The organism is Leucobacter sp. WKLB1 (assembly GCF_059696215.1).
This window is the reverse complement of record NZ_AP046115.1, coordinates 2797582-2808583: the sequence shown is the minus strand read 5'-3', so window position 1 is coordinate 2808583 and position 11002 is coordinate 2797582. Positions and strand designations below refer to the sequence as shown.

Genomic DNA, 11002 nt, shown 5'->3' with positions numbered 1-11002 from the left:
GCGTAGACTCAAGGCATGTTCGGTCGTCGCAGGGAGCCGCAAGCCCCGCAGGTGCCGTCTCGTGGTCGTGGCTCACGGCATGGGCGGCGGCCGATCCGCTCGTCGCTCTCAGGGCCGACGTTGCCCGACCCCGAGAGTCGATTCCGTCGATTCGAAGTTGACGCTCGCGCCGCCGTAGAGGTCGTGCAGGGGTATCTGCCCGATGAATTGCGCGGAGTGCGGTTCGGGTTTCAGACGGCTCCATCGCAGGCCCCGGGCGAGAGCCAACTGCCCCTGCTCTACACGATCGATCGCGCGTCGCGCAGCATCGTGCTCTACCGCATGCCGATCCAGCGGGCGAAGGGGCTGCACGTCGACGATGCCGAGCACCGGCGGTCGTTCCTGGAGTACTGCGTGTACCGGGCGGTCTGCGAGTATCTCGGCGCCGACCCATGGGATCTGATTCCGGGTCGGTTCGACCACTACTGAGGGCTGCTCGCCCCGCTTCAGCGCTGTTCTCGACCGAGTGCGGTCGCCGCGTTCGACTGACGAGTGCCATGCATTCCGCAGTTCTTGATGCTTTGCAGACATAATGGGAACCATGAGCGCGCGCATCTTGGTGGTAGACGACGACAGGGCTCTGGCGGAGATGCTGGGGATGGTGCTGCAGGGCGAAGGATTCGTCACCGAGCACTCCGTCGATGGCGCGGAAGCGGTCGAGAAGTTTCGCGAGATGCGGCCTGACCTGGTGCTGCTCGACGTCATGCTGCCTGGGCTCGACGGCATCGAGGTCGCCGAGAAGATCCGCGCCGAGTCGGGCACGCCGATCATCATGCTCACTGCTCGCACCGACACCCGCGATGTTGTGCGCGGGCTCGAAGCCGGCGCCGACGACTACGTCGTGAAGCCGTTCAACCCCGCCGAGCTCATCGCGCGCATCCGGGCTCGGCTGCGCGAACCGCAGCCAGACTCAGTCGAGACGCTGCGCATCGGCGACCTCACGATCGATGTGTCCGCGCATGAGGTGCGACGCGGCTCGCTGCCGATTCCGCTGACTCCTTTGGAATTCGACCTGCTCGCGATCCTTGCCCGCAAGCCGCAGCAGGTGTTCACGCGCGAGGTGCTGCTCGAGAAGGTGTGGGGCTACCAGTACAAGGCCGACACACGCCTGGTGAATGTGCACGTGCAGCGTCTGCGCGCGAAGATCGAGCAAGATCCGGATCACCCGACCATCGTCACGACGGTGCGCGGGGTCGGGTACCGTGCCGGTACCCCCGTCGACTAGGCGGGCGTGATGTCGTCGCGCGCGCGCCGATCAGCGATCATCACCGCGGTGCGGCGCGCTCGTTTGAAGTGGCTCCGCTTCTCGGAACCGGTACTGGGTCGTTTCCGTGCGCGTTGGCGGCGTTCGCTGATGCTGCGGACCATGACTATCACCGGCATGGTCACGGGGTTCATCGTGCTGGTGGCGGGCATCTTCATCTTGACGAGCGTCGCCGACGACCTGTACTCGTCGCGCATGGAGCAGGCGCTGCAAGACTCCGCGCGAGCGACGGTAGCAGCCCAGAGGCAAATCGATGCTTCGGACGCAACGGATCGTGGGGGTCTGTCGACGCTCGCCGCCTCCGTAAGGCGCACCGTGCAAGACACCTCGTCGAGCCAAATGGTCTATCTGCGCAGACAAGCGGGTCAAGAAAGCTTCGCCGATGCGCCGCCGCCCTCGTTCACGAGCACCATGCTGCCCGACGCGGTGAGCCCGGAACTCTCGCGAGCCGTGCAGTCGACAACCGAGGCCCAGCACTGGCAGGCGGTTACGTTCACTGCCGAGAACGGGGCGATCTCTTCAGGAATTGTCGTTGCATCGAGCCTGACGTTCCCCTCGGGTGCAGGCACCTACGACCTCTTCATCGGCTACAACCTCGCCGATACCCAAGACACGCTGGCGTTCGTGCAGCGCACCCTCTTGATCACCGCGGCGGCGATGATGGCGTTCATCGGCATTCTGGTGTGGATCATGTCGCGCATCGTCTTCCGACCGATCCGCTCAGCGGCTGCGGCGAGCCGCAGGCTGGCAGCCGGCGAGAGCGAAGCGCGCATGCCATTGCAGAACGACGAGCACTTCGACGTGCTCTCGGAGGGCTTCAACGACATGGCCGAGACCCTGCAAATGCGCATTCAGGAGCTCGATCAACTCTCCGAGATGCAGCAGCGGTTCGTTTCCGACGTGTCGCACGAGTTGCGCACACCGCTGACCACCGTGCGCCTCGCGAGTCAGGTGCTGCAGAGCAGCGCGCAGGGGCTTGAAGCCGGCCAGCAGCGCGCTGTCGAAGTGCTCGGCGACCAGATCGATCGCTTCGAATCGCTGCTCGAAGACTTGCTCGAGATTTCGCGGTATGACGCCGGTCGAGTGACCTTGGAGACCGAGCCGACCAATCTCGTGACCCTCGCGACCGAGGTGGTCGCTGGGCTGCAACCGCTCTCGAAGGGCATCATCGAAGTACGCCCGCTCGGGGGCTACGCGCCCATCGACGTCGACGCCCGTCGCATCCGTCGCATCGTGTCGAATCTTGTCGGCAATGCGATCGAGCACGGTGAAGGGCGTCAGATCGTCGTGTCCATCGACTCCAACGCCGCGGCGATCGCGTTGTCGGTGCGCGACTGGGGCATCGGCATGCGATCGGAAGATCTGGAGCACGTGTTCGACCGATTCTGGCGCGCGGACCCGTCACGAAAGCGGACGTTGGGCGGTACCGGATTGGGGCTGGCCATCGCGCAGGAGGACGCGGCCGTGCACGGCGGCATCATCGAGGCATGGTCGCGTCTGAGCGAGGGCACGAACTTCAGATTGACGCTGCCGAGAGGTGAGGCCGTCAGCTTCATGTCGCCCCTGCCCCTCGTACCGGAAGACGTCGCAGCGGCGGGGGATCCGACCGCGACCGGTGGCTGGTTGCGACGCCCGGGGCGCAGAATTCGGAAGGAGAAGCGGTGAAGCGAACACGATGCGGTGCGATCGCCGTGATCATCGGGGCGGCGCTCGCGCTGACCGGGTGCAATGCGATTCCCGGTTCTGGCCCGGTGCAGGTCGGTCTCGACAATCTGCAGCAGGCGGAGCAGCAGGTGCAGTACAACCCGGACGGACCCGCTGTCGGGGCGTCGCAGGAAGATATCGTCCGCGGCTTCGTACAGGCGGCGACCTCCAGTGAAGACAACTACGCCGTGGCCCGCGAGTTCCTCGCGCCGAACTACGCCTCGCAGTGGAACCCGGACTCCGATGTACTGATCGACGACGGGAGTCGCCCCTTCACCGCGAATGAGGACGGCTCGGGAACGCTCGCGGTTGCCGCAACCGCGAAGCTCGATGTCGACGGCTTCATGCTCCCGATCGAGCCGGGGGAGAGCACGAATCTGCGTTTCGAGCTCGAACGAGTCGATGACGAATGGCGCATCTCGTCGGCGCCGAACGGCATCATTCTCGACACCACGATGTTCACCACTATCTGGTCGCAGCACCAGCTCTACTTCGTCGGCCCGGGTGAGACGCTCGTGCCAGAGACCCGCTGGTTCATGACTCGGGCCGCGCTCCCGACCGAGATCGTGGGAGCGCTGCTCGCGGGGCCGGGCGAGCGGCTTTCCGAAGTCGTGCACAGCGGTTTTCCAACGGGCACCGCGCTAGTGATGAATTCAGTGCCGGTGACTGACGGCCGCGCTCGCATCGACCTGACGGGCAACGTGCTCGAGGCGAGCCCGACCGCGATGGGCGAAATTCGGCAGCAACTGCGTCTCAGCCTCCAGACCGTGCAAAACGTGAGCGGCTTCGACCTGACCGCCGAGGGCACGGCGGTGCGGTTCGACAGCGCCGAAGGCACCTCAGAGCCGCAACTCGTGAACGACGTCACCGATGCGGCGGTGTTGAGCGGCGACCAGTTCGGCACGATTGTGTCGGGAGAATTCATCGCGGCTGAGGGGTTCGAGAACACACTCGGTGACTACGATCCGAGCGCGATCACGCTGAATCCGGCCGGAGACGCGGCCGCGCTGCTCAGCGGCGGCGGCGTGACCCGCGTTGACGCGCTTGGAGTGGTGTCGATCGATGAGCGCACCGGGCTGCTCCCGCCCATGTTCGATCGCTTCGGGTACATCTGGACGCTGCAGCCGGGCTCGGCGCAGACACTGCAGGCGACAACCCGAGACGGCACTTCCGTGCAGATCTCGGCTCCCTGGCTCGCGGGTCGGTCGCCCGTTGCGGTGCGTCTCTCTCCCGATGGCAGCCGCATCGCAGCACTCCTCTCGGACGAGCACGGCTCTCAAGTGCTCGTAGCCGGAGTGGTGCGCGACGAGAACGGAGCGCCGTTGCGCACCACCGATGAGGCCGACGTGCAACTCTGGGCATCGGGAACACCCGTCGATCTCGATTGGGTCGGCCAGACGCGATTCGCCGTGCTCACCAAGGGCGACTCGACGAGTCGCGTGACCCTCGGGGGAGTCGGGCTACTGCCCATCGATCAGGGGTCCGTGCAGAGCGGCGTGCACCTCATGGGCGGCTCGGCGCGCACCCAACTCCGCGTACTCGGGCAGCGGGGCGACCTGTATGCGTCGCAGGCGAGCGGGTGGCAGCGCACGGCAACGGATATCGCGGTACTCGCGAAACGCGGGTAGCGGGTGCGGTGCTGTGCGGTGCGGCGATTGTCGCGTGCCGTTGGCCGAAATGACGCGTGCACAGCGCACCGATCGCTCTGCAACGAACGAGTTGTCTGGGATCGGGATCGCCCGACGGTGATCGCGCACCACCCAGGGGGCACGATCGACTCATGACTCCCACTTCGTTCCGCTCCGCACTCCGTGAACTGAGCCTGGACCTTGCCGCGCTCGTCTGGCCGACCGCCTGCATCGCGTGCGGTGCCCCCGACCGCGATTGCTGCGACGCCTGCGATCGTGAGGTGCGAGGGTGGCGCTCGCCGCAGGAATTCGACATCGCCGGGGTGCCCGGCATCGCCTGCGACCCGTACGACGGAGCACTGCGTGCCGCGCTCGTCGCGTTCAAGCATGACGGCAGGTACGGCTGCCGTCGGCGAATCGCCGAGCGGTTCGCGCCTGCGCTCCGGGCCGCGATGCTGCGGTCGCCCGAGGCGCCGCTCATCGTTCCGATGCCGTCGCGTCCGCGCAGTGTGCGCCGTCGCGGGTACCACCATCTCGAAGTACTGATCGATGCCGCCCTTCGGCGGTCACCGGTGCGCGCACCGCGCCTGCGTGCGCTGCGCACGACGCGGGGACGCAGCGGTCAAGTGGGCCTCAGCTCTGCCGATCGCGAGCGCAACGCGCGTCGCATCAGCGTGCGCCGGTCGATGGCGAATCGAGTGCGTGGTCGTTCGATCGTGCTCGTGGACGACATTGTGACGACGGGCGCCAGCGTGCGTGCGGCGCGAGACGTGCTCGAGGCCGCGGGCGCGCGAGTGGTCGGTGTCGCTGTCGTCTGCGTCGCCGTGCGTCGGGATTCCCTTGGAGATTCCGCAAAGATGTCATCGAATCTCTGACGAGGTGGAAACGCCGTCGATGGGTGGAGTAGAGTTCGAGAAAGGCGTAACGGTGCGCCAAATGGCACACCCGCCCGAGGCTCCAGGGAGGTCACCATGGACGTGAACATCCGCGGCAAGAACGTCGGGATCACCGATCGGTTCGAGAACTATGTCGGGTCGAAAACCGACAAAGTCGAGGGGCTGCTGCCCCGGGCCCAGGCGTTCGAAGTGAGAGTCTCCAGGCAGAGCGACCGGAGCCCTCAGAACGGCGACCACGTCGAGATCACGTTGATCGGGCCAGGCCCGGTGATCCGAGCGGAATCCGCGGGTGGAGACAAGTACTCCGCGTTCGATATCGCCTACGGGCGCGTGCTCGAGCGCATTCGCCGCATGAAAGACAAGCGGCAAGATCGTCGTGGTCGCGGACGCACCTCGCTCGCCGATGCCGCAGCGAACGACTTCGAAACGGTCGATGTGACCCCTGCGCCGCTTGAGGTGCTGGAATCAGTTGCCACCGGCAGCGTGCCCGTTGTCGAGGCGGAAGAGCCCGACTACACGCCCGTGGTCATTCGCACCAAGGAGTTCCCTGCCGAGCGCATGTGCGTGGAAGATGCCGTCGACCGCATGGAGCTCGTCGGCCACGACTTCTTCCTGTTCATCGCCGAAGAAACCGGGCATCCGAGCGTCGTCTACCGGCGCAAGGGCTGGAACTACGGTGTGATTTCGCTCAGCGAGGAGTAACTCGCTCGCTCACATGACCCTCCGCCGGCTGTTCGCGCGTCTTCGCGTCGATCAGCCGGCGGATCTGCGTGAGCGGCGCGCCTGCGCTCCCCAGCGCACGACATTGACGAATGCCTCGATCACGATACCCAGCGACATTTTCGAATGACCATCGGCACGCTCGACGAACGTGATCGGAACCTCGGTGATCGGGCAGCCCAGGCGTTCGAGCCGCCAGGCTGTCTCGATTTGGAAGCCGTACCCCTCGGAGTCGATACCAGCAAGGTCAAGCCGCGCGAGCCACTGCGCGTCGATCGCGCGGAAGCCGCTCGTCAGATCGTGCAGCTGGGAGCGCAGCAGCTTTCGTGCGAAGGCCGTGCCCGTGCGCGAGATCCAGCGCCGGTAGGCGGGCCAGTTCACGATGCGCCCCCCCACGATCCAGCGCGTGCCGATCGCCAACCCTGCTCCCTCGTGCACCGCCGCGACCAACGCCGGCAGGTCCGAGGCGAGATGGGATCCATCCGAATCCATCGCCACGACGGTGCGGTAGCCCTCCGCGAGTGCAGTTGAGAAGCCCAGCACGTATGCCGTGCCGAGCCCCAATTTGCCCGAGCGGTGCTGCACGCGCACTCGCGGGTCAGCGGATGCGAGGCGATCCGCCAGCGCACCAGTACCATCGGGGCTCGCATCATCGATGATGACGATGTCGGCCTGCGGGAGATGCCGGTGCACACTCGACACTGCGGCTTCGAGAGTCGCGATTTCGTTATAGGTCGGCAGGATGGCGAGGAGCTCGTGCGCTCGATGCGGCATGTCATCCTTCCTGCGAAGCGTGCGCCTAGACGTGCTCGGAACGGGTGCGGCACGAAAAACTCCGTTGCCCCATCTTGGCATCTCCCCAGCCGCGACGCGGCAAGCCATTGCTAAGCTGAGGAGTTGTCACAATTTGGCAACGGCGGTGCACCCCATCCGAGGTGACTTCCACCGTGCAGAACGTACAGGAGAGACAACGTGGCGACAGTTCTCGAAAAGCTTCTTCGCGTCGGCGAAGGGCGCATCCTGAAGAAGCTCGAGCGGCAGGCAAAGCTCGTAGCGAATCTGGAGAGCACCTTTGCGGACCTCAGCGATGAGGAGCTGCGCGAGGAGACCACAGAGTTCCGCGAGCGCCTGGAAAAGGGCGAGACGCTCGACGATCTGCTCCCCGAGGCGTTTGCCGCGGTGCGCGAGGCTGCGAAGCGCACGATCGGCCTCAACCCGTTCCCCGTGCAGATTATGGGCGGCGCGAACTTGCACCTCGGCAATATCTCCGAGATGAAGACAGGTGAGGGCAAGACGCTCGTCGCGACCATGCCGTCGTACTTGAACGCGCTCGCAGGCAAGGGCGTGCACGTCGTCACTGTGAACGACTATCTCGCCAGCTACCAGAGCGATTTGATGGGCCGCGTGTTCCGCGCACTGGGCATGACCACTGGCTGCATCGTCTCGGGCCAAGACCCCGCGACGCGTCGTGAGCAGTACAACGCCGACATCACCTACGGCACGAACAACGAGTTCGGCTTCGACTACCTCCGCGACAACATGGCGTCGAGTGCTGAAGAGCGCGTGCAGCGTGGTCACTTCTTCGCCGTCATCGATGAGGTCGACTCGATCCTCATCGACGAGGCGCGTACCCCGCTCATCATCTCGGGCCCGGCATCGGGTGAGGCGAACCGCTGGTTCGGCGAGTTCGCGCGCATCGCCCGCAAGCTCGAGGCCGGCGTCGACTTCGAGGTCGATGAGAAGAAGCGTACGGTCGGCGTGCTCGAGCCCGGTATCGAGAAAGTCGAGGATCACCTCGGCATCACGAACCTGTACGAGTCGGTGAACACCCCGCTGATCTCGTTCTTGAACAACTCGATCAAGGCGAATGCGTTGTTCACGCGCGACAAGGATTATGTCGTGCTCAACGGCGAGGTGCTGATCGTAGACGAGCACACCGGTCGCATTCTCGCCGGGCGTCGCTACAACGAGGGCATGCACCAGGCCATCGAGGCCAAAGAAGGCGTGCAGGTCAAGGCCGAGAACCAGATGCTCGCGACGGTCACGCTGCAGAACTACTTCCGTCTCTACGAGAAGCTCTCGGGCATGACCGGCACGGCCGAAACCGAGGCCAGCGAGTTCATGTCGACGTACAAGCTGGGCGTCGTGCCGATCCCGACGAACCGCGGCATGCAGCGCAAGGATCAGCCCGATCTCGTCTACAAGAACGAGGAAGCGAAGTTCGCGCAGGTCGTCGTCGACATCGCCGAGCGCTACGAGAAGGGTCAGCCCGTACTCGTCGGCACGACGAGTGTCGAGAAGAGCGAGTACCTGTCGCGTCTGCTCGCCAAGGCCGGTGTGCGTCACGAGGTGCTCAACGCCAAGAACCATGCACGCGAAGCGGCGATCATTGCCCAGGCTGGCCGACTCGGCTCGGTCACCGTTGCTACGAATATGGCCGGTCGCGGTACTGACATCATGCTCGGCGGCAACGCTGAATTCCTCGCGGTGCAGGAGATGGCCGCACGCGGCCTGTCGACCGACGAAGATCCGGAGGCCTACGAGGCTGCGTGGGACGACGTGTTCGCCGCGGTCAAGGAGACCGTTTCGGGCGAGGCCGCGAAGGTCATCGATGTGGGCGGGCTCTACGTGCTCGGCACCGAGCGTCACGAATCGCGCCGCATCGATAACCAGCTCCGCGGCCGTTCGGGCCGTCAAGGCGACCCGGGTGAGAGCCGTTTCTACCTCTCGCTCGGCGACGATCTCATGCGCCTCTTCAACTCGGGTGCTGCTGCGGCGCTCATGAACCGCGGCAGCTTCCCCGACGATCTCGCGATTGAGTCGAAGGTCGTCACGCGCGCGATTCAGAGCGCGCAGAGCCAAGTCGAGCAGCGCAACGCCGAGATTCGCAAGAACGTGCTGAAGTACGACGATGTGCTGGATCGCCAGCGCAAGGCCATCTACAGCGATCGCCAGCAGATTCTTGACGGCGAAGAGATCGAACCGCGCATCGACGCGTTCCGCGAGCAGACGATCGACGCAATCCTCGATTCGCACGGGCGTGATGATGACTGGGACTTCGACGCGCTCTTCAGCGATTTGCGCCAGGTCTACCCGGTCGGGCTCACCGTCGACGAGCTGCTTGCCGAGGCCGGCGGTTCGCGTCGCGTCGATCGGGCGTTCCTCCGTCGCGAGATTCTCTCGGACGCTGAGGTCGCCTACGAGGCGCGCGAACAGGCGCTCGGAGGCGAGGCGATGCGCGAGCTCGAGCGTCGTGTCGTCCTCGCGACGATCGATCGCCGCTGGCGCGACCACCTCTACGAGATGGAATACCTCAAGGAGGGCATCGGGCTCCGCGCGATGGCGCAGCGCGATCCGCTGGTCGAGTACCAGCGCGAAGGCTACAACATGTTCGAGGGCATGATGGGCCAGATCAAGGAGGAGTCCATGGGGCTGCTCTACAACCTGGAGGTCAAGGTGCGCCCCGCCGAGGGCCCGCAGGATCACGTGCACTTGGAGGGTGGCGGGCTCGAAGCCGAGCAGACCACTGACCAGTCGAAGCTCAGCTACAGCGCTCCCGACGAAGACGGCGCGCCCGCGGTCAGCGGTGCTGAGGCAAAGAACTCCGCGTCGGGGAAGCCCGCTCAGCAGGCTCGCGGAGCATTCGGTCAGCAGACCGGAAACGGTACATCGAATCGCGCGGAGCGCCGCTCCGGCAAGAAGAAGTAAGGCGCTCGCGCCCTCCACACTGATCCGTGATCCGCTGCGGCGGACCAACTGAGAGATATTCATGGCAAACGAGACGAATCCCCGTCCCACGAAGAATGAGCGTCGCGCTCAGGCGCGCGAGCAGGCAGCCGCTGCGCGTGTGCAGGAGAAGAAGCGGGAGAAGCGCAACCGCATCTTCCTGCAGGGTGGCATTGCCGTCGGTGTGCTCGCCGTGCTCGCGATCGTGGCGCTCGTGCTCACCCAGTCGATCAAGCCGGCAGGCCCCGGGCCAGAGAACATGGCATCGGGCGGCGTGGTGATCTCCAAGGACCTCAAAGTCGTTTCGGGCCCGGCGCTCGAGGCCGGTGGGGATCGCGTGGCTCCCGAGACCAACACCGATGAACTGCCGGTCAATGTGACGCTCTACGCCGATTACATGTGCCCCTACTGCGGCCAGTTCGAGCAGCAGTACGGCACCATGTTCGAGAACTACGTCGGCTCAGGTGACGTGAACCTCGAGATCTACCCGCTCAACTTCCTCGACAACGCGTCGCTCGGAACAAAGTACTCGACGCGCGCGGCGAACCTCTTCGCCTGCGTGGTCGATCAGCAGCCCGACTACGCGTTCAAGCTGCACAACACGCTGCTCAGCGCCGACGTGCAGCCGGCTGAGAGCACCACGGGCCTGACCGACGATCAGCTCGTCGAGCAGGCTGTGGCCGCGGGTGCTGAAGACACCACCGAGCTGCGCCAGTGCGTCAAGGACCGCCAGTTCGGCAGCTTCATTTCTGCGAACTACAAGCAGGTTAGCGAAGTGGGCATCCTCGGCCTCGCCAAGGGAGCCCAGCTGCTCAGTGCAGACGGCGTAACGCCGCAGGATGCCGACCAGCCGCAGCGACTCGTCAGCACCCCCACCGTGATCGTGAACGGTCAGCAGTGGAGCCAGAGCCGCGACGGCGACCTCGAGTCGTACCTGTTGAAGGTGAAGGGCGAACTGGAGCAGAACCAGAAGAACGCGTCATCCGACGAGGACGACGCCAAGTAAGCTAGACCGGGGCGGTCGT

General features: G+C 65.2%; 9 protein-coding genes. 8 read left to right on the top strand and 1 reads right to left on the bottom strand.

The annotated features are described in order from the left end of the window. Nucleotides 1–15 precede the first annotated feature (15 nt). From ACZF5Y_RS12915 to hpf, 6 genes are all read left to right on the top strand, one after another. Complete coding sequence (locus tag ACZF5Y_RS12915) at nucleotides 16–468, top strand: metallopeptidase family protein (protein ID WP_497533033.1); 453 nt, start codon at nucleotides 16–18, stop codon at nucleotides 466–468. 112 nt (nucleotides 469–580) lie between these two features. Beyond that, a complete protein-coding gene (gene mtrA / locus ACZF5Y_RS12910; RefSeq protein WP_497533032.1) occupies nucleotides 581–1264 on the top strand; it encodes an MtrAB system response regulator MtrA in 684 nt (227 codons plus the stop codon). 9 nt (nucleotides 1265–1273) lie between these two features. Continuing rightward, a complete protein-coding gene (gene mtrB / locus ACZF5Y_RS12905; RefSeq protein WP_497533031.1) occupies nucleotides 1274–2968 on the top strand; it encodes an MtrAB system histidine kinase MtrB in 1695 nt (564 codons plus the stop codon). Next, complete coding sequence (locus ACZF5Y_RS12900; RefSeq protein WP_497533030.1) at nucleotides 2965–4635, top strand: LpqB family beta-propeller domain-containing protein; 1671 nt, start codon at nucleotides 2965–2967, stop codon at nucleotides 4633–4635. Before mtrB ends, ACZF5Y_RS12900 begins: the two co-directional genes overlap by 4 nt. A 152-nt stretch (nucleotides 4636–4787) precedes the next feature. Continuing rightward, nucleotides 4788–5510 (top strand): ComF family protein, encoded by a 723-nt coding sequence (locus ACZF5Y_RS12895; RefSeq protein ID WP_497533029.1) that lies wholly within the window; start codon nucleotides 4788–4790, stop codon nucleotides 5508–5510. Nucleotides 5511–5606: 96 nt separating this feature from the next. Further along, nucleotides 5607–6233: a ribosome hibernation-promoting factor, HPF/YfiA family gene (gene hpf, locus ACZF5Y_RS12890; RefSeq protein ID WP_053354147.1), complete on the top strand. Its 627-nt coding sequence runs from the start codon at nucleotides 5607–5609 to the stop codon at nucleotides 6231–6233. Between the two features lie 51 nt (nucleotides 6234–6284). On the opposite strand, the gene ACZF5Y_RS12885 is transcribed toward hpf, so the two are convergent. Further along, on the bottom strand, nucleotides 6285–7025 hold the full coding sequence (locus ACZF5Y_RS12885; RefSeq protein ID WP_497533028.1) for a polyprenol monophosphomannose synthase: 741 nt from the start codon (nucleotides 7023–7025) through the stop codon (nucleotides 6285–6287). A gap of 198 nt (nucleotides 7026–7223) precedes the next feature. On the opposite strand from ACZF5Y_RS12885, the gene secA reads away from it, so the two are divergent. Continuing rightward, nucleotides 7224–9959, top strand: a complete 2736-nt coding sequence (gene secA, locus ACZF5Y_RS12880; protein WP_497533027.1) for a preprotein translocase subunit SecA — start codon at nucleotides 7224–7226, stop codon at nucleotides 9957–9959. Nucleotides 9960–10020: 61 nt separating this feature from the next. Further along, nucleotides 10021–10983 (top strand): DsbA family protein, encoded by a 963-nt coding sequence (locus tag ACZF5Y_RS12875; RefSeq protein WP_497533026.1) that lies wholly within the window; start codon nucleotides 10021–10023, stop codon nucleotides 10981–10983. Nucleotides 10984–11002 lie beyond the last annotated feature (19 nt).

Coding starts and splice junctions, on each gene's coding strand:
- ACZF5Y_RS12915 (WP_497533033.1), top strand. CDS start 16: ATGTTCGGTCGTCGCAGGGAGCCGCAAGCCCCGCAGGTGCCGTCTCGT.
- mtrA (WP_497533032.1), top strand. CDS start 581: ATGAGCGCGCGCATCTTGGTGGTAGACGACGACAGGGCTCTGGCGGAG.
- mtrB (WP_497533031.1), top strand. CDS start 1,274: ATGTCGTCGCGCGCGCGCCGATCAGCGATCATCACCGCGGTGCGGCGC.
- ACZF5Y_RS12895 (WP_497533029.1), top strand. CDS start 4,788: ATGACTCCCACTTCGTTCCGCTCCGCACTCCGTGAACTGAGCCTGGAC.
- hpf (WP_053354147.1), top strand. CDS start 5,607: ATGGACGTGAACATCCGCGGCAAGAACGTCGGGATCACCGATCGGTTC.
- ACZF5Y_RS12885 (WP_497533028.1), bottom strand. CDS start 7,025: ATGCCGCATCGAGCGCACGAGCTCCTCGCCATCCTGCCGACCTATAAC.
- ACZF5Y_RS12875 (WP_497533026.1), top strand. CDS start 10,021: ATGGCAAACGAGACGAATCCCCGTCCCACGAAGAATGAGCGTCGCGCT.